Genomic DNA, 18,157 nt, shown 5'->3' with positions numbered 1-18,157 from the left:
CGCGCAACCGCCCGCCCGTGATCTCAGCCCGGCAGGGCTTCGGTCCGGTTGTCGGGAAGCGGTGGGACGGTCGGCCTCGCGATGGTCACTGTGTGACCTGACGCGCTGGTCCGCGTCTCCAGCGGGCCGTCCCTGTCCGGCCCGGGTTGAGGACGCTGATCGAACAGGACGACGTACCCAGCTGACAGGCCGAGGTGGTTCAGGTAGCCATCCAGCTCCGACGGACGCGCCGAAGCCGGGATCATGTAACACCGCCCCGCGGTGTTGAACCTGCGTCCTGCCACAGTCTGGCCTCCACCACCAACCGCCATCCCGATCACCGCAGCTTTACGGAGCACACCACGTCGATAGCTACGCCAGGCGTGGCGACTTCGATATAGTAGTCAACGGCCATGACGGTCATATCGAAGTCGACAACGTGGAGATGGCGGTTGGTGCGATGGCGTACACCGGGAAGGTCACGAGTGCCGAGTCGCTGGGACGCATCCTGGCGCAGGCCCGCCTGCTGTCTGGGCTGAGCCAGCGCGAGCTCGCCCGCAGGTTGGGAACCACGCAGAAGTACATCTGGGAACTGGAGGCCGGCAAGCCATCGATCGTCATGGACCGCCTGTTCGCCGCCATGCGCGCCACCGGGATGGAACTGGCCGCCACCATCACACCCCCGGACGACGCTGCGACCGGCAACCACGCCGACCACCGTGCCAGCGACGTCCCCAGCTCCGATCAGACCGGTCCAGGCGATGGCTGACCTGGTCGTCGATCTGTACGGAACTCGAGTGGGGGTACTCGCCGGCCCTTCGCACACCTTCGACTTCCTGACCGATCCGGCCGCCGTCACCGCCTTCGGTCTCGACAGCACCGTTCTCTCCGCGGCGATCCCGTTCACGGCGGTACCCACCCGAACACGCAGGGACCGGCGGCAGAACTTCTTTCGAGAACTGCTTCCCGAGGGACGGATGCTCACCCGGCTCGCCGAGCAGGCTGACGTCGCCGAACGGGACGTCATCGGCCTGCTGCGCCGGTATGGCCGCGATGTCGCCGGCGCCCTGCAGATCTGGGACCCGGACCTCCCCGGCGAACCAAAACAACCCACACTGGAGCCACTGTCCGCCGCCGGCGTTGCCGACATGCTCACTCATGTCAGGCGTGAGCCGCTCGGCAACCATCCATCCACCGGGAAGACCTCGCTGGCCGGCGTTCAGGACAAGATCGTGCTCGCCAGGACCGGTGGTGGCTGGAACCGAGTGATCGATGGATGGCCGTCCACCCACATCCTCAAACCGCGATCGCAGGACCATCCAACAACGATCTACGACGAGGAATACGGCGCACGTATCGCCCGCGCCACCAGCCTGACCAGCCACGACACGTGGATCGAACAGTTCGACGGCGTGCCCGCCGTCGTCATCGAACGCTACGACCGTGCTTCGGACGCCCCGCAGGGTCGCCTCCACCAGGAGGACTTCAACCAGGTCCTCGGCGCGTCCGGCAACCAGAAGTACCAGAAGTACGGCGGACGGGTCAGTCTTGAACGCATCGCCCGCGTGTTCGCGGTGGCCGGTGACAGCGACTCGCTGCGGCGCCTGTTCATCCTTGTCGTCGTCTCGGTCGCCGTCGGCAACCTCGACCTGCACGCGAAGAACATCTCGCTGGTACACCGCCCCGACAGCTCGATGACGCTCAGCCCCGCCTACGACGTCGTTCCGCAGGCGCATCTACCCACCGACGGAGAGGTCGCCCTCGCCATCAACGGCGAGTACCGCCACTCCGCGCTCACCCTCGATCACCTCACGTCAGAGGGTCATACCTGGGGCCTCGCCGACGCGAACAGCATTGCCGACGCAGCGCTGGCCACGGTGCTCGCCCTCACGACATCGCAGGACCCGCACCCCGAGGCCCACCCCGAACTTGCTCACGACATCGCCAGGTTCACCACCAACCTGCTTTCCGGCCGCGCCGTCAGTGGCGAGTGAGACACTCCGTCACTCACCAGCCCGATCACCGCAACTCCACGGACCACACCAACCAGACCGACCGGCCAGGTCGCCACCGACCGCCAACGTGTACACGTGCGATCGCTGACCGATGAACCCGCGATGAGAAAGGTGCCGCGAGTTGACTCCTGGTCCCCACGACTCGGTGGTGCGGGCACTCGCTGACCTGTTGGTGAGCACGTTTGCGGACCGAGTACTGCGGGTCGCGATCGATGGGCCCGATGCCGCCGGCAAGATCATCCTGGCGGACGAGACGGCCGGTGTGGTCGCCAGCCTGGGCCGGCCAGTGATCCGCGCCGGCGTCGACGGCTTCCACAACCCCCAGGTCATCCGCCGGCGCCGAGGATCACATTCTCCGGACGGCTACTTCCTCGACGCCTTCGACTACACCGCCGCGCGGCATCTCCTGATCGACAACGAGCACCCGGATGTTCCCCGCGTCCTGCGCTGGGAGGCTGACGCCGCTGGACGCACCTGCCCGCCGTAGCCGGTGAGTAGCACGGTTGGCGCCATCCACGACTGGCACCGGAGTGGACCTGCGACCCAGCGGGGCGACCGCCCGGAAACGACGCTGGTCGGTCGTCAGGATCGGCTGCCCGGGGACAGGCCCCGGGCAGCCGCGCGAGGACAGGCCGCGGTCAGCTGCAGCCGCTGGTGGAGCCGCACTGCTCGCAGACGTAGCAGCTGCCGGCCGGGCGCATCGTCACACCGCAGGTGAAGCACAGCGGGGCGTCGACGACCGTCTGGGCGATCAGCGACTCACCGGGCGAAGCGAGACGCAGTTCCCGGGCCACGTACTCCGGCCCGTGCCCGTGCCCGTGCCCGTTCGCGTGCGCCACCCCGTTGCTGTGCGCGGTCGGCGCGGTCGGCGCGGTCGGGGCCTCGTCGACGGGAGCGGCCGGGACGACGGAGGCGCCGTACTGGCCGGCGACGGCGCGGGTGCGCTCGGCGGCGGTGGAGATGCCGAGTTCGGCGCGATGGTCGGCGTCGAGGTAGTCCAGGGCCAGGCGACGGAACAGGTAGTCCATGATCGACTGGGCGATCCGGACGTCCGGGTCGTCGGTCATGCCGGCGGGCTCGAAGCGCATGTTGATGAACTTGCTGACGTAGGCCTCGAGCGGCACGCCGTACTGCAGACCGATGGAGATCGCGATGGCGAACGCGTCCATCACACCGGCCAGTGTGGAGCCCTGCTTCGACATCTTGATGAAGACCTCGCCGAGGCCGTCGTCCGGGTAGGAGCCGGCGGTCAGGTAGCCCTCGGCGCCACCGACGGCGAACGACACCGTCTGGGACGGGCGGGTCTTCGGCAGTCGACGGCGCACCGGCCGGTACTCGACGTCAGCCGCGAAGGCGACGGGTGCCGCCTGCACGGCACCGGCACCGGACACGGCGGCGCTGGCGGCGGCCGCGTCCGCGTCCCGCCTGGCGCCCCTGACGTCCGTCAACGGCTGGCCGACCTTGCAGTTGTCACGGTAGATGGCCAGGGCCTTGAGGCCGAGCCGCCAGCCGGCGAGGTAGATCTCCTCGACCTCCTCGACGGTGGCCGTCGAGGGCATGTTCACCGTCTTGGAGATCGCACCGGACAGGAACGGCTGCACCGCGGCCATCATCCGGACATGCCCCATCGGGGAGATCGCCCGCTCGCCGATCGCGCAGTCGAACACCTCGTAGTGCTCCTGGCGCAGACCCGGGGCGTCGACGACATGCCCGTGCTCGGCGATGAACTCGACGATCGCCTCGATGGTCTCCTCGGTGTATCCCAGGGCGCGCAGCGCCGCCGGCACCGTCTGGTTGACGATGCGCATGCTGGCACCGCCGACCAGCTTCTTCATCTTGACCAGGGCGAGGTCCGGCTCGATACCGGTGGTGTCGCAGTCCATCGCGAGACCGATGGTGCCGGTCGGGGCGAGCAGGCTGACCTGGGCGTTGCGCCAACCGTGCTTGTCACCGACGGACTGTGCCTTCGCCCACTCCCTCGACGCGGCGGCCAGCACGCGGGTGTCCTCACCGTGCGCGGCGCGGACGGTGTCACTCGCGGCGGCGTGCTTGCGCACGACCCGGCGGTGCGCGTCGGCGTTGCGGGCGAACCCGTCGTAGGCGCCGACGATGGCGGCGAGCTCGGCGGAACGGCGGTAGGCGGTGGCGCTCATCAGCGAGGTGATCCCCGCGGCGAGCGCCCGTCCGCCGTCGGAGTCGTACGCCCGGGCGCTGGCCATGAGCAGCGCGCCCAGGTTCGCGTAGCCGATACCGAGCTGCCGGTAGGCACGGGTGACCGTGGTGATCTCGGGCGTCGGGAAGTCCGCGAAGCAGATCGAGATGTCCATCGCGGTGATGATCAGTTCGACGGCGGCGACGAACGCGTCGGCGTCGAACGTCCGGTCCGGGCGCAGGAACTTCAGCAGGTTCAGCGACGCCAGGTTGCAGCTGGAGTTGTCCAGGTGGACGTACTCGCTGCACGGGTTGGACGCGCTGATCCGGCCGGTCTCCGGGCAGGTGTGCCAGTCGTTGATGGTGCCGTCGTACTGGATGCCCGGGTCGGCGCAACCCCAGGCCGCGTCGGCGATCGTGCGGAACAGCTTCCTCGCGTCGATCGTCTCGATCGTGCGGCCGTCCAGCCGGGCGCGCAGGGCGAAGTCCTGACCGTCGACGACGGCGTTCATGAACTCGTCGGTGACCCGCACCGAGTTGTTGGCGTTCTGGTACTGCACCGAGGCGATGTCGCGCCCACCGAGGTCCATGTCGAAGCCGGCGTCGCGCAGCGCCCGGATCTTGTCCTCTTCCCGGGCCTTCGTCTCGACGAACTCGACGATGTCCGGATGGTCGACGTCCAGCACGACCATCTTGGCGGCCCGCCGGGTCGCCCCACCCGACTTGATCGTCCCGGCCGACGCGTCGGCGCCCCGCATGAAGCTCACCGGCCCGGACGCGGTGCCCCCCGAGGAAAGCAGCTCCTTCGACGAGCGGATCCGCGACAGGTTCAACCCCGCCCCCGACCCTCCCTTGAAGATCAGCCCTTCTTCCCGATACCAGTTGAGAATCGACTCCATCGTGTCATCAACTGAAAGAATGAAACAGGCCGAGACCTGCTGTGGTGCCGAGGTGCCGACGTTGAACCAGACCGGCGAGTTGAAGCTGAAGACCTGGTGGAGCAGCATCCAGGCCAGTTCGTGCTCGAAGATCTCGGCATCGGCGTCACTGGCGAAGTAGCCGTGTTCCCGTCCGGCGGCGGTGTAGGTGAGCACGACCCGGTCGATGAGCTGGCGCAACGAGGACTCCCGGACCGGCGTGCCGATCGCGCCGCGGAAGTACTTGCTCGTCACGATGTTGGAGGCGTTGACCGACCAGAAGTCGGGAAACTCCACCCCGCGCTGCTCGAAGTTGACCGAGCCGTCCCGCCAGTTGGTCATGACGACGTCCCGGGACTCCCAGGTGACCTCGTCGTACGGATGGACCCCGGCGGTCGTCCGCGAACGGCGAATCCTCAGCCCGGACGGCCTGGCCGCCGCCTTGCTCGCCTTCGTGCCGCGGCTTTCGGTCATGACGCTCCTCGTGGTGTCCTTGTGCTCTTCGGCGCACTGCTTTTCGGCGCGGGCCGGCTCGCCATGACGCGGCGGCCGCGCTGTGCCTGAGATGCCCGCGCACCACCGACCGCGGCGGCTACTCGGCCGGCATCCCAGGACGGGCGGGCCGTAGCGGCATAGCGAATCGGGGCATACGGAATAAATCCACGTCGGCGGGGTCAGGTCGTCCCGGAACTCACCGGGGCGGACCGGCGTGGCGAGGTCGTGCTTCCAGAACTCGAGCTACGAGCGATGCGAGCCGGGCGCGGTCAGCCGTGCTCGGCCGCGACCTCGACCAGGGGGCCGGGCGCCCGCGCGCCGCCGCCCGGCGGACCAGCACCGTTCGGGCCGGTGCCATGGAGCGCGGAACGGGACGAGCCCACGCCGAACGGACGCTCACCCGCCGGGTCAACGGGACTGGCCGGGTGAACGGGCTCGCGGCGGGAGGTGGATGTCTCCGCCCGCAACGCCGAGATCGCGTTCTCGAAGTCAGTGAGCGACTCGAAGGCGAGGTACACCGACGCGAACCGCAGGTAAGCCACCTCGTCGAGCTCCCGCAGCGGGCCGAGGATCGCCCGGCCGATCGCCTCGGCGGGAACCTCCGCGGAGCCCGCGGAGCGCACCGCGTCCTCCACGCGCTGCGCGAGCAGGGCGAGATCGTCATCGCGTACCGGCCGGCCCTGGCAGGCCTTGCGCACACCGGCGACCACCTTCGCCCGGCTGAACGGCTCAGCCACCCCGCTGCGCTTGACCACCCGCAGCGAGGCCTCCTCCATCGTCGTGAACCGACGCCCGCACGACAGGCAGGAACGCCGCCGGCGGATCGCCGAGCCTTCTTCGGCTTCCCGGCTGTCGACGACACGACTGTCCGGGTGCCGGCAGAACGGGCACCGCACGCGTTGACGCCTCCTCAGCCCGGACCGGCACGACCACTCTCGACGCCACTCTCGACGCCACTCTCGACGCACCAGATGTTGTGCCCAACCCTAGCGCACCACACCATGGCTGGGACAACGACCCCCCGCAGTGCCACGCTGGGACACCCGTGCGCGGATGGTCCGCAACCGTCCGCGAGCACCGCCGTGCCGGCCGGGACCGTGGGATACCGGCAGGTCACCGCGACAACCGGCCGGCCGCCAGGCCGAGGACTCAGGGTGTTCGACCCGTCGGGGGTACCCGGCCGCCACGCCCCGCCACGACCGGCACAGCCCGCTCCAGCCGGCGTTCGCGACCGCGCCGACCTCATTCCAGCAGCAGGAACTCACCGGGCACGAGATCGGGCGAGGACAGGTGGTTGACCCGCATCAGCCGATCGACCACGGCCCCGGTGTCGGCATCGGGATCGAGCGCGACGGCGATCTCCCGGAGGGTCTCCCCCGCCACGACCAGATGCCCGCGCCGCGGCTCATCCGCCCGCACCAGCGACGCACGCGGCACCATCACCGTGAGCGCGGCCGCGACACACAGCGCGATGACCGCGACGACGACCGCCCGACCCCGCCGGGTCAGCCTCAACGGCGGCTCGGCGCCACCCCCGACCCGGGAACCCGCCACGCCCCCGGACGCCGCCACGGCTGCGGAAGCCCCCATCGCGCCCCGGAACCCCGTGGACGGATGGCACGCCCACCCGCCGGCGCCACCGCGCCGCTGGGCCCGCACCACCGCCAGATCGACGACCCGCGTCGCGTGGTCCACACTCACGACAACCTCCCGGAGCGAGCGGACAGGAGCCGGTTACGAACTCCCGTTCGATCGAACTACTGGTCGATTGTGACACGGGCCCGCGGGGAGAGGAAGAGACACGCTCGAACAGACGTTTGAGATTCCGCGACCATCCGGTTACCGTCAAGACGATCAGGTGTGGACCGGACGATCCCCCCCGGTCGCGGACACTGCACGCCGTGGCGAGGCTGGGCACCCCAGGTGACCAGCGATCGCGTGGAATCACGGTCCGCGACCTGGGGTTGCCGTCCGGCCACTACGCGGTATGCGACGAGGAGAGCGGTAAGCGATGACCACCCAAAGCAGGGGAACGCGCCGAGGCGGTGCCCGCGGCAACGTGCGGCCCTTCCCGGACAACCCCGCGGACGCGCCCGGACTGACCCCCCGGCAGCGCAAGGTGCTCGAGGTCATCCGGGCGGCCGTGGAGCGGCGCGGATACCCGCCCAGTGTGCGGGAGATCGGCGAGGCAGTCGGGCTCACCAGTACCAGCAGCGTGGCGCACCAGCTGAAGATGCTGGAGGAGAAGGGCTACATCCGGCGCGACCCGAACCGGCCGCGGGCGATGGAGGTGCTCGGCGCCGACCGCCCGCGCCGCGCCGGTGGCGGTGGGAGCGCCGCGACAGTGGTGCCGGCGTTCCCCGGCGAGGCGCCGGCCGCCCCCGGTGCCGCCAGCGATCCGCAGGCGACATACGTGCCCGTGCTCGGGCGGATCGCCGCCGGTGGGCCGATCCTGGCCGAGCAGGCCATCGAGGACGTCTTCCCGCTGCCGCGGGAGATCGTCGGCGAGGGCACCCTGTTCCTGCTGCGGGTCGTCGGCGAGTCGATGGTGGGCGCGGCGATCTGCGACGGCGACTGGGTGGTCGTGCGCCAGCAGCCGGTGGCGGACAACGGCGAGATCGTCGCCGCCATGATCGATGGTGAGGCCACGGTCAAGCGCCTGCGGGTGCGTGACGGCAAGGTGTGGCTGCACCCGGAGAACCCGAGCTTCAGTGACATCCCGGGTGAAGGCGCGTCCATCCTCGGCCGGATCGTCGCGGTGCTGCGCCGGGTCTGACGGGCGATGGCCGGCCGCCTGGGGGCGGCCGGCCAGTTCGGGTGGAGGTCAATGCCGGGGTGCCCGGCCCCCGCTCAGGCGCGGAACATGTCGAGATCCGCGGCGAGCGCCGGTGAGACCCGAGCCGTCAGGCGCGTGCCGTCACCGGTGTGTTCCTGACTCAGAACCTCGCCGATGGCGTGAATCCGCGAGACGAGGTCACCCCGCGTGTACGGGAGCAGGACCGTGAGCTCCACGTCCGGATGTGGCACCCGCAGGCTCAGGGCCTCGACGAGCGCGTTGAGGCCGTCTCCGGTGCGCGCGGAGATGAACACCGCGTCCGGAGCGAGCTGACGCAGTTCGGCCAGCACCGTCGGTTCGGCCGCGTCGACCTTGTTGACGACGATCAGCTCGGGTACGCCGCCCGCGTCGATGTCGTTGAGGACCTCCCGCACCGCCGAGATCTGCCCGGCCGGATCCGCGGCGGAGCCGTCGACCACGTGCAGGATGAGATCGGCATCGGCGACCTCCTCCAGAGTGGAGCGAAACGCCTCGACGATCTGGTGCGGCAGGTGACGGACGAACCCGACCGTGTCGGTCAGGGTGAACGCCCGCCCGTCGGGCAGGGTCGCCCGGCGCACGGTGGGGTCGAGGGTGGCGAACAGCGCGTCCTCCACCAGCACTCCGGCACCGGTGAGCCGGTTGAGCAGCGAGGACTTGCCGGCGTTGGTGTAGCCGGCGATCGCCACCGACGGCGCCTCGCCGCGGCGCCGCGACGAACGCTTGGTCTCCCGCACGGTCGACATCTCGGCCAGGTCACGACGTAGCCGGGCCATCCGCGCCCGCAGCCGACGCCGGTCCGTCTCGATCTTGGTTTCACCGGGGCCGCGGGTACCGATGGGTGCCCGACCACCGCCGCTGGCGGCGGCCCGGGACATGGATTCACCCCAGCCACGCAACCTCGGCAGCATGTACTGCAGCTGGGCGAGTTCGACCTGAGCCTTGCCCTCTCGGGACGTGGCGTGCTGGGCGAAGATGTCGAGGATCAGCGCCGTACGGTCGATCACCTTGACCTTGACGATCTCCTCGAGCTGACGGAGCTGGCCCGGGGTGAGCTCACCGTCGCAGATCACCGTGTCGGCACCGGTCGCGGCGACGACCTCGGCCAGTTCCCGCGCCTTGCCCGAGCCGACATAGGTCGCGGCGTCCGGCCGGTCGCGGCGCTGCACGAGGGCGTCGAGCACGGCCGAACCCGCCGTCGTGGCCAGGGCCGCGAGCTCCGCCATGGACGCCTCGGCCGCCCGCAGCGAGCCCGACGTCCACACCCCGATGAGCACGACCTGCTCCAGTCGGAGCTGCCGGTACTCGACCTCGGTGACATCTTCGAGTTCGGTCGCCAGGCCCGGCACGCGGCGCAGAGCCACGCGATCCGCCAGGTCGAAACCATCACCCGAATCGGCGAAGAAACCAGAAAGCGCCGCCGTATCGTCGTCGGCGAGTTCGATGAGTGATCTGTCCATGGTGGACGCATCCAGGGCGTCGGCAGGAAGTGTCATACCATCCGTTCTCAACGCGGCCCGCTGCCGCGGCATTCCGCGTCGCTTCGTTTGGCCAGGTCACGCGCGTGTGCGGCGACCATCGGAAGGGCTGCGCGACCCGCGTACCGCGGGCGGCGGTCGTCCTTCCGTCGTCTGCCAGGGTCCCACGCCGACGCGGCGATCGCGAATGGTTTCGGGCGGATCTCCGGCGGTGTTCGATCCCGGTCGATGCTTCGTGCCACGCCGCCGGTCGGCCGAGATGGCGCGTAGCGTCGGGCTCGTGTATCGCGAGCGCCGCGCCATCGGGCTGCCGGCCACCGTCTGGATCGCCCGATCGGACCGGCCCGATCGGGCGATCCACGCCGGCCCGGGTGGTCAGGCCGGCGAGGCGCACCGGGTGCTTCCCGACGGCGGCATCGACATCATCTGGAGCTCGGATGGCCGGCTGATCGTCGCCGGTCCGGATACGGCCGCCACCGTCGTGCCCTGGGCATCCGGGGTGCACCACGTCGGCGTCCGGTTCGATCCCGGTCACGGTCCGGCCCGGCTGGGCACCCCGGCCGCGGCGCTGCGCGACAGCCGGATCGACCTGGCCGCGCTGTGGGGCGACGGCCCGGCCCGGCGTCTCGCCGACCAGGTCGCCGCCGCCGGGCCGCAGACCGCGGCCCGGGCGCTGGCCATCCAGACGGCGCTGCTCGAACGGCAACCGGATACGCGGCTGTCCGACCCGATGACGCCGGCGATCGTGTCCGCCGTGCGGGCGCGCGTGACGGTGGGCGCGCTGGCACGGTCGGTCGGGTTGAGCGAACGCCAGTTGCTGCGCCGCAGCCGGCGGGTCTTCGGCTACGGCCCGAAGACCCTGGGCCGCGTCCTGCGTCTGCAGGAGGCGTTGCGCACCGCCCGGTCCGGCCACGGACTCGCCCTGACGGCCGCCCTGTCCGGCTACGCCGACCAGGCCCATCTCGCCCACGAGGTACGGGCGCTCACCGGCCTCACCGCCACCGACCTGCTCGCCTCCGCCAGGGTCACACCGACCGTGGACGCACCGAGCAGCGTGGACGCACCGACCGTGGACGCGCCGCCGCCGCGTTGACGGCCCACGAACCAGGTGGACGAGCCGTGGTCAGGAACTCGCCGGGACGGTGGCCGCGAGCGGTGCGTACAGGTCGACGGTGTTGCCGTCGGGGTCGACGACGCTCGCGTAACGCTGGCCCCAGAAGGCGTCCCACGGCGCCAGGTGACTCTCGTACCCGGCAGCGACCAGATCCCCGTGGACGGCGTCGACCTCGGCCGGGCCCTCGCAGGCGAAGGCGAGGCTGATCCGACCCTGACCGGCGCTGGCCGGCGCCCAGGCCGGATCGAAGGAACGGATGGTGGCCTCGGTGTCGAACAACAGCCGTTGCCCGCCGGGCAGGACGACCTCGACGTGCGGTTCGGCGTCGGCGTCGGCCGGGATGGCAAGCCCCAGCCGACGATAGAAGGCCAGGCTGCGGGCCAGGTCGGAGACGATCAGTCCAGTGCCGTTGAAGGTGGCTGTCATGACCGCAGGCTAGGCTCGCCCGCCGGCGCCGGTCTTGTCGGAATCGGACCCGTACCGCCGAGCATCCCGATCCGCACCGCCCCGTCGAAGACCAGCTCGGCCGGCCCCCGCAACAACACCGTGTCGGCCCGCCACCGAACGTTCAGCACCCCGCCGGGCACGTCCACCGCCACCTCGACCTCACCGCCACCAGCACCGGCACCGGCACCGGCACCACCGCCGTCGCCCGCAGAAGCAGCCGTCGCCCCGGTGGGGCGGCGACCATGGCGGTCGGCCCAGGCCACGGCCACGGCGCAGGCCCCCGTGCCGCAGGAGGCCGTCTCCCCGACCCCGCGCTCGTAGACCCGCATCGCCACGCCGCCACCCGGGCGATCCACGACGATCTCGACGTTGACTCCCTCGGGGAAGTCGTCGGCGCGAAACCGCGGCGCCCGGCTCAGGTCGAGGCCACGCAGCGCCGCGACGTCCAGATCGTCGGCGAAACAGACGGCGTGCGGGTTGCCCATCGACACGGCGACCGCGTCGAACTCCCGCCCGGCGACGCTGACCGGCGGCGCGGACGGGCCCGCCGCGGCCCGCGCGGAGAAGGACGGCGGGCCCATCTCCACGGTGACGTCCCCGACCGGCGGCACCTCGACGCGGCGCAGGCCCGCCCGGGTCGCCAGCACGAAGCCGCCGGGGCGGACATAACCGGCCTCGACGAGGTAGCGGGCGAACACCCGGGCCCCGTTGCCGCACATCTGGGCGAGCGAACCATCGGCGTTGCGGTAGTCCATGAACCAGCGGGCCGAACCGACGAACGGCACCGCCTCCGGTGCCGCGGCCGACAGCACGACCCGCAGGACACCGTCCGCGCCGATACCGGTACGCCGGTCACACAACGCCCGGACCAGCTCCGGGGTCAGGTTCAGATCGCCGTCCGGATCGGGCAGGATCACGAAGTCGTTGCCCGTGCCCTGCCCCTTGACGAACCGCAGCTGCTGGTCATCGCGCACCGGCACATCGTACGGGCGTGCCCGCGGCCGCTCAGCCCGGCTCAACGCGGTTCAGCCCGCTGCGGTTCGGTCTGGCTGGGTTCGGCTCCGCTTCGTGGTCCGGCGGCCGACACCCAGGCTCGCAGCCGCTCGTCGGTGCGTTGCGACGGACGGTGCCAGCGCTCCGGGCGGCCCCGGCCGAGCGCGATCATCCGGGCGTCCTCGACGGGGACCGGCGGGCAGAACACCGGGCCGATGGCACGGTCGCAGCCCAGGTCATGGACCCGGGTGGCGAGGCGGGCGGAGTCCACGCCGTCGGCTACGACGGTCAGCGCCCGGCTGTGCGCGAGGCGGACGATCGCCGCCACGACCGCCTCCCCCTCCAGGTCACGCATGGTGGCCTGGAGATACAGACCGTCCAGCTTGACGAGGTCGAGCGGCAGCAGATCGAGCACGGCCAGGGAACCGAACCAGGTTCCGAACGACTCGACCGCGAGCGCGACGCCGAGGGCGTGCAGGTGGGCCAGCAGGCCCGGCACGACCGGAGCGGCCAGGCCCAGCGCCCGTTCGCTGAACTCCAGGCCGATCGCGCCGGCGGGCAGCAGCCGCCCGGACATCAGCCGGTCCACCTCGGTGACGAAGGCGGGGCTGGCCAGCTGGCGCCCGTCGATGTTCACCCAGAGCCGAGGCGGACGGATCGGGGTGCCGACCGCCATCCGATGCCAGGTCCGGGCCTCGGTCACCGCCATCCGCAGCACCCACTGGTCGACCTGGTGGACAAGCCCGGCCGCCGCGGCGATCGGCATGAACTCCGCGGGACCCAACACCCCCCGCTCGGGATGCTGCCACCGCGGGTGCGCCTCCATCCCGGGCACCGAACCGTTGCGCAGATCCACCTCGGGCTGGAAGTGCAGCCGCAGCGAGCCATCGTCGAAGGCCGCGTAGAGCGCGGGGACGAGAGCCAGGTCAGGTGGCAGACCACCGGCGGTGGCGGGCACGGTCACAGCGATCTCTCCAGACGCCGCGCGGGACAGGCCGCCGCGGGCCGGATTCCACGCCGCCGCGGCCCTGCGACGACCACGTCTCCGGCGATCGGACGAACCGGTCACCCGTCAGATCGAACCACCAGCCGCAGCGCCTGTGTGACGTCCGGTTGGTTCAGCCACGATATCCGGTTATCCCGGCGAAACCAGGATCTTTGCCGCCTGGCGAAACGCCGCGTCGCGGAAATTGTGGCCAGCTTGGCCTGATCTGTGGACTCCATTGCGCCGTCCATCCAGGCGAGGAGTTGAGCGTATCCGAGCGCACGTGACGCCGTGCGACCTTCCCGAAGACCGCCCTCCACCAACTGACGCACTTCATCGGGAAAACCCGCGTTCCACATTCTGTCCACCCGTTGGGTGATGCGCTCGTCGAGATCGTCTCGGTCCACGCCTATCTGGACGACGTCATAGACCGCGCGTTGTTCCGGCAGGGTCGCCGCGTAATCCCCGGTCAGTTCGACGACCTCAAGGGCCCGCACGATCCGCCGACCGTTGCTGGGCAGGATCGCCTCGGCGGCCCGCGGCGCCCGACGGGCCAGCTCCGCGTGCAGCTCCCCCGAGCCGCGGCGGGTCAGCTCGGCCTCCCACCGGGCGCGCACCACCGGGTCGGTGCCCGGAAAACTGAGATCATCCAGGGCGGCCCGCACGTACAGTCCCGAGCCGCCGACGAGCACCGGGACCCGTCCGGCCGCCAGCAGCGCGTCGATCACCCGCCGGGCGTCCAGCTGGAAACTCGCGACATCGGCGGCGTGCGTGACGTCCCAGACATCGAGCAGATGGTGCGGCACGCCGCGGCGCTCGTCCAGGCGGACCTTGGCGGTACCGATGTCCATCCCACGGTAGAGCTGCATCGAGTCGGCGTTGACGACCTCACCGCCGAGCGCGAGCGCGAGCTCGATGCCCAGGTCGCTCTTGCCCGCCGCCGTGGGCCCCACCACCGCCACCACCGGGCCCCGTGGCACCGGCCGCCGCGTACCTCCCGCGCCCGCCGTGCTCTCCGTACTCCCCGCACTCGCCGACCCGTTCGTCACGATCAGGATCGTGCCACGGCCACCGGATGCCGGCGGGCCCAGGCCGCTCCCGGTGGATCTCCGGCCAACCCCCACCGCCGATAACGGACCCCCGGGCACCGACAGTCACCCGTCCGGCCAGAAGATCACGATATGTGATGGTCGCCCGGGCCGTGCGCGGCGGCCGGGAGCTACGCGGGGCGGTTCAGGCCGCTCCGGACACCTGGGCCTGGGCATGGCCCTCGGCATGGGCCCGAGTCTCGGCCTGGGCTTCGGCCTGGGCCTGGTTGTCGGGTTGCCAGAAGCGGATGAGGAGGTCGGCGAGGGCCTGCGGGCTGTCGGCGGCCGGGTCGTGGCGGGCGGCGGGAATCACCTCGTAGAGGGCGGCGAGTCGCCGGGCCATGTCGGCCTGGACGGTCGCCGGCCAGCCATCGTCGCCGTCACCATGTGCCACCAGGACGGGCAGCCCCGCCAGGCGGGCCACCGCGGCCAGTTCGTCCACCTGGTCGGGGGCCGACAGCAGCTGGTCACTGACCGCGACCAGGCCCGCGCGGTGATGCGCGAAGAAACGTCGGCGCAGAAACGCGTCGGTGTGGTCGGGGCGGGGGCGTGCGACGGCCTGCAACGTCGCCCACACCGCAGGCTGCCCATCCTGGCGCAGTACCCGCGCGACCCTGCGCAGCGCCGCGCGGCGGCGTCCCACGATACCCGCGGGCCCGGAGGACAGCAGGGTCAGCGTGCGCACCGCGGTGGGTTCGGCGAGTACCGCGGCCCGCGCGACCAGACCACCGAAGCTGTGCCCCACCAGGTGCACCGGTCCGCCACCGAGCGCCGCCGCCACCCGGTGGACGTCCCCGGCGAGCGCGGTCAGCGCATAACCCTCGACATCGTCCGGCCCGGGCGATTCGTACTGGCCGCGCTGATCCAGAGCGGTCACGTCGAACCCGGCGGCGACCAGCGCCGGCAGGACCGGCAGCCAGTCCTCCTTGCTCGCGGCGAACCCGGCGAGCAGCAGCACCACCGGACCCGCCGGCACCTCGGCCCGCAGTGCGGCCAGCCCCGCTACCTCGGTACGCCGAATCCCCGCTGGCAGGTCACACGCGCAATTCCTCACGACCCGCATCCCCCCGGATCCACACGGCTACTAGATAACCGACACCGTAGGGCGCGTCGTCGTATCGAAGCTCGCCGTTCCACACCGCGCGGCGCGTGTCGTCCCGACTCACGGCGGTACCAGCCGATGCGGCGCTCGCGGTGGTACCGGTGGTCGCGGCGAGCAGGGCGCCGGCCAGGACCTGCCAGGATGCGCGTCCGGCCGCGAGCAGGTCGCGGGCGAGCACCGGGTCGAGGTCGAGCAGGCCGGCCGGGTCGACGCCGGCCAGGGCGGCCGCGACGGCCGCGTCGAAGGGCGCCGCCCGCTCGTCCAGATGGCCGGGGGCCTTGATGCCGCGGCGGGCGGAACCGTCGCCCATCACCAGCAGTCCGAGCCGCTCGTCCGGCGCGCTGCCCGTGACCAGACGTTCCCCCAGCTTGGCGGCCTGGCTCGGTGAGTACGCCGCCGGCACGCCCAGCGCCGTGCGGGCACCCGTGAAACCACTGTTCGCCAACAGCCAGGCACCAGCGGTGAGGGACAGGGGCAGCGACGGGTCGGGGTTCGCCTCCGGCGGTGCCGCCTGGCCGTGGGCGAGCGGGACGACGAGGTCCACGCCGTAGCCGGCATACGTGCCGGTGGCGGTGGGACCGTACTCGATCCCGCCGGTCTCGGGCGCGGCCACCGTCACGGCCTCGGAGCCGGTGTCGCCGACGATGACGATCCGGTCCAGGCCCGCCGCGGCCAGCCGGCGCACCGCGTCGAGTGCGATCGGACGCACCGCCACCGGCTCGGCCCCACCCACTTCGGGGACGAGCAGCGGCGGATGCGGGCAGACCGCCGCGGCGACGAACGTCACCGCGGACCAGCCGCGGGAACGCCGACGCGGCAGGCGTCCACCGGCGCGGCGTCCGGCGGCTGCGGTGAAGTCGGGTCGGGTCGGCGGGCCGGCATGCCGAGCGAGACGCCCGGCCGGTTCGCCGCCGTGGGCGTCGTCGCCTGGTTGGACTGCTCCCAGGCGTCCCCGGCGCGGGTCCGCCGCCAGGCGAGCACCGGCCCGTCCGCCGTCAGGTGGTGCGGTGCGCCCCTGGTCACGACGGTCTCCACCACGTCCCCGGGACGGATGTCGCCCGCCGCGATGGCCCTCGGGTGCTCATCCAGCGGGCCGGTGGCGAGCTCGGCGGCGCGGAAGTGGACGAGCCGGCCGTCGCGGGCACGCCCGGACAGTCGCCCGGTGGCGTCGTCCTTGCGACCCTCGCCCTCGGCGACCACCAGCTCGACCCGGCGCTCGACCAGCGCGCGGTTGTGCGCCCAGGAGATCTCGTCCTGGAGGGCGACCAGCCGGGCGTAGCGTTCGGTGACCGTGGCCCGGTCGACCTGCTCGTCCATGGTGGCCGCGGGGGTGCCGGGGCGCGGCGAGTACTGGAAGGTGAACGCGCCGGAGAAGCGCGCCTCGCGCACGACGTCCAGCGTGTCGCTGAAATCGGCCTCGGTCTCGCCCGGGAAGCCCACGATGATGTCGGTGGTGATCGCGGCGTCGGGCATCGCGGCGCGGACCCGGCTGATGATGCCGAGGTAGCGGTCCCGCCGGTAGGAGCGGCGCATCCGGCGCAGCACCGCGTCCGAACCGGACTGCAAGGGCATGTGCAGCTGGTGGCAGACGTTCGGGGTCGTGGCCATCGCCTCGATGACGTCGTCGGTGAAGTCCCGTGGATGCGGCGAGGTGAACCGCACCCGCTCGAGGCCCTCGACGGCGCCGCAGGCCCGCAGCAGTTTCGCGAACGCGCCCGGATCACCGAGGGAGCGGCCATAGGAGTTGACGTTCTGGCCGAGCAGGGTGATCTCCAGAACGCCCTCGGCGACCAGCGCCTCGACCTCGGCGAGCACGTCGCCGGGCCGACGGTCCCGCTCGACGCCGCGCAGACTCGGCACGATGCAGAAGGTGCAGGTGTTGTCGCAGCCCACGCTGATGCTGACCCACGCCGCGTGATGGCTGGCCCGCCGCGTCGGCAGGGTGCTGGGGAAGACCTCCAGGGCCTCGGCGATCTCCAGCTGGGCGGTGGCGTTGTGTCGGGCGCGTTCGAGCAGCACCGGCAGCCGGTGCAGGTTGTGCGTGCCGAAGACCACGTCGACCCACGGGGCGCGGCGCAGGATCGTCGCCCGGTCCTTCTGCGCCAGGCAGCCGCCGACGGCGATCTGCATGCCGGGGTGGCCCTTCTTCACCGGCACGAGCTGGCCGAGGTTGCCGTACAGCCGGTTGTCGGCGTTCTCCCGGACGGCACAGGTGTTGAACACGACGACGTCCGGCTCGGCGCCGCTGGCCGCCGGGACGTAGCCGGCGGATTCGAGCAGCCCGGCGAGCCGTTCGGAGTCATGAACGTTCATCTGGCATCCGAACGTGCGTACCTCGTAACTGCGGCCGGTCACACCTACCAGCCTACGGGGACCCGAGCGGGCACATCATGACAGCGCCCACCGACGACGGCGCGTCATCGCGACGTTTGCGGGAACGATCGACATACTGCCGACATCACGTGCACTTGCTCGTGTTTGCGACAGGTCGGCTACGGCACGCGCATCCACCCGGTGGTCGGGACACCGCCGGGCCGTGCCGTCACCCGCCGGCTGTCGGGATCGCGACTCCTGCGCG

Annotated in this window: 16 protein-coding genes; 5 read left to right on the top strand and 11 right to left on the bottom strand. The window is 71.4% G+C overall.

All coding sequences use genetic code 11. The features are described from left to right. Positions 1 to 424: 424 nt before the first annotated feature. From MXD61_RS01035 to MXD61_RS01025, 3 genes are all read left to right on the top strand, one after another. The gene (locus tag MXD61_RS01035; RefSeq protein ID WP_248810889.1) at positions 425 to 748 is read left to right on the top strand and encodes a helix-turn-helix domain-containing protein; all 324 of its coding nucleotides are present in this window, start codon (positions 425 to 427) and stop codon (positions 746 to 748) included. Beyond that, a complete protein-coding gene (locus MXD61_RS01030) occupies positions 741 to 1,973 on the top strand; it encodes a type II toxin-antitoxin system HipA family toxin (protein ID WP_248810887.1) in 1,233 nt (410 codons plus the stop codon). The genes MXD61_RS01035 and MXD61_RS01030 overlap by 8 nt, the downstream gene beginning before the upstream one ends. A 193-nt stretch (positions 1,974 to 2,166) precedes the next feature. Next, entirely contained in the window at positions 2,167 to 2,481 is a 315-nt protein-coding gene (locus MXD61_RS01025; RefSeq protein ID WP_308222656.1) for a hypothetical protein, read from the top strand. Positions 2,482 to 2,632: 151 nt separating this feature from the next. Here the strand turns inward: MXD61_RS01025 and MXD61_RS01020 are convergent, their stop codons facing one another. The 3 genes from MXD61_RS01020 to MXD61_RS28280 all read right to left on the bottom strand — a co-directional run bounded on the left by MXD61_RS01020 (position 2,633) and on the right by MXD61_RS28280 (position 7,258). Continuing rightward, positions 2,633 to 5,536 (bottom strand): vitamin B12-dependent ribonucleotide reductase, encoded by a 2,904-nt coding sequence (locus MXD61_RS01020; protein WP_248810885.1) that lies wholly within the window; start codon positions 5,534 to 5,536, stop codon positions 2,633 to 2,635. Positions 5,537 to 5,826: 290 nt separating this feature from the next. Next, positions 5,827 to 6,453: a transcriptional regulator NrdR gene (gene nrdR, locus MXD61_RS01015; protein ID WP_248810882.1), complete on the bottom strand. Its 627-nt coding sequence runs from the start codon at positions 6,451 to 6,453 to the stop codon at positions 5,827 to 5,829. Between the two features lie 346 nt (positions 6,454 to 6,799). Beyond that, complete coding sequence (locus MXD61_RS28280) at positions 6,800 to 7,258, bottom strand: LysM peptidoglycan-binding domain-containing protein (RefSeq protein ID WP_248810880.1); 459 nt, start codon at positions 7,256 to 7,258, stop codon at positions 6,800 to 6,802. A gap of 310 nt (positions 7,259 to 7,568) precedes the next feature. Here MXD61_RS28280 and lexA point away from each other — a divergent pair, with 310 nt between their 5' ends. Then, positions 7,569 to 8,333, top strand: coding sequence for a transcriptional repressor LexA (lexA, locus tag MXD61_RS01005; protein WP_163547422.1), 765 nt, complete (start codon positions 7,569 to 7,571; stop codon positions 8,331 to 8,333). 74 nt (positions 8,334 to 8,407) lie between these two features. Here the strand turns inward: lexA and hflX are convergent, their stop codons facing one another. Beyond that, positions 8,408 to 9,868, bottom strand: a complete 1,461-nt coding sequence (gene hflX, locus MXD61_RS01000) for a GTPase HflX (protein ID WP_248810878.1) — start codon at positions 9,866 to 9,868, stop codon at positions 8,408 to 8,410. Positions 9,869 to 10,130: 262 nt separating this feature from the next. Here hflX and MXD61_RS00995 point away from each other — a divergent pair, with 262 nt between their 5' ends. After that, a complete protein-coding gene (locus tag MXD61_RS00995; RefSeq protein WP_248810876.1) occupies positions 10,131 to 10,943 on the top strand; it encodes an AraC family transcriptional regulator in 813 nt (270 codons plus the stop codon). Positions 10,944 to 10,973: 30 nt separating this feature from the next. Here MXD61_RS00995 and MXD61_RS00990 read toward each other — a convergent pair whose 3' ends face one another. From MXD61_RS00990 to miaB, 7 genes are all read right to left on the bottom strand, one after another. Further along, the gene (locus MXD61_RS00990) at positions 10,974 to 11,390 is read right to left on the bottom strand and encodes a VOC family protein (protein ID WP_248810874.1); all 417 of its coding nucleotides are present in this window, start codon (positions 11,388 to 11,390) and stop codon (positions 10,974 to 10,976) included. Further along, a complete protein-coding gene (gene dapF, locus MXD61_RS00985; protein ID WP_248810872.1) occupies positions 11,387 to 12,385 on the bottom strand; it encodes a diaminopimelate epimerase in 999 nt (332 codons plus the stop codon). The genes MXD61_RS00990 and dapF overlap by 4 nt, the downstream gene beginning before the upstream one ends. A 41-nt stretch (positions 12,386 to 12,426) precedes the next feature. Then, positions 12,427 to 13,368 (bottom strand): EAL domain-containing protein, encoded by a 942-nt coding sequence (locus tag MXD61_RS00980; RefSeq protein ID WP_248810870.1) that lies wholly within the window; start codon positions 13,366 to 13,368, stop codon positions 12,427 to 12,429. Positions 13,369 to 13,469: 101 nt separating this feature from the next. Further along, positions 13,470 to 14,369, bottom strand: a complete 900-nt coding sequence (miaA, locus tag MXD61_RS00975; protein WP_248810868.1) for a tRNA (adenosine(37)-N6)-dimethylallyltransferase MiaA — start codon at positions 14,367 to 14,369, stop codon at positions 13,470 to 13,472. A 253-nt stretch (positions 14,370 to 14,622) separates the two neighbouring features. After that, positions 14,623 to 15,531 carry an alpha/beta fold hydrolase gene (locus tag MXD61_RS00970; RefSeq protein WP_248810866.1) on the bottom strand — a complete coding sequence of 303 codons (909 nt, stop codon included), beginning with the start codon at positions 15,529 to 15,531 and terminating at the stop codon, positions 14,623 to 14,625. Continuing rightward, the gene (locus tag MXD61_RS00965; RefSeq protein WP_248810864.1) at positions 15,512 to 16,366 is read right to left on the bottom strand and encodes a hypothetical protein; all 855 of its coding nucleotides are present in this window, start codon (positions 16,364 to 16,366) and stop codon (positions 15,512 to 15,514) included. Before MXD61_RS00965 ends, MXD61_RS00970 begins: the two co-directional genes overlap by 20 nt. After that, complete coding sequence (gene miaB / locus MXD61_RS00960; RefSeq protein ID WP_308222655.1) at positions 16,363 to 17,934, bottom strand: tRNA (N6-isopentenyl adenosine(37)-C2)-methylthiotransferase MiaB; 1,572 nt, start codon at positions 17,932 to 17,934, stop codon at positions 16,363 to 16,365. The genes MXD61_RS00965 and miaB overlap by 4 nt, the downstream gene beginning before the upstream one ends. Positions 17,935 to 18,157: the final 223 nt, after the last annotated feature.

The sequence above is a fragment of the Frankia sp. AgPm24 genome, from assembly GCF_023243055.1.
Classification (GTDB): Bacteria; Actinomycetota; Actinomycetes; order Frankiales; family Frankiaceae; genus Frankia; species Frankia umida.
This window is presented reverse-complemented; position numbering and strand designations above follow the sequence as displayed.